The organism is Pseudomonas sp. IT-P176, assembly GCF_949767245.1.
GTDB lineage: Bacteria > Pseudomonadota > Gammaproteobacteria > Pseudomonadales > Pseudomonadaceae > Aquipseudomonas.
The window spans coordinates 1-285 of record NZ_CATKPN010000006.1 but is presented as its reverse complement, the minus strand read 5'-3'; the positions used below and the strand labels follow the sequence as shown (position 1 = coordinate 285).

Here is a 285-nt window from a genome sequence, read left to right as displayed (position 1 = left end):
TTGGCCGAGGCCATCAAAAAAGCGGCGGCTGACCAAACCCGCGCGGGACGCGATCCGGGCTTGCATGGCAACTTGCACCTGTTTGTGATCACCAATGCCAGCAAAGATGGCGTAGGCCCAGGTTCCTTGAACACCCAGCGCATGCTCGAAAGCCTCGGGCGCGGCGAGACCATTCCTGAAATCACCAAGTTACAGCGCATTGAACAGGCCAAAGCCCAAGTAGACGCCCAGGCACCGACCCTGGCTGAACTCCTCGAACAACAGGCCTTGCTCACGCTGACCAGT

1 pseudogene is annotated in these 285 nt (G+C 59.3%); it reads left to right on the top strand.

The annotated features are described in order from the left end of the window. A pseudogene (locus tag ACM6IP_RS00030) lies at positions 1-285 on the top strand (phospholipase); the annotation flags it as partial.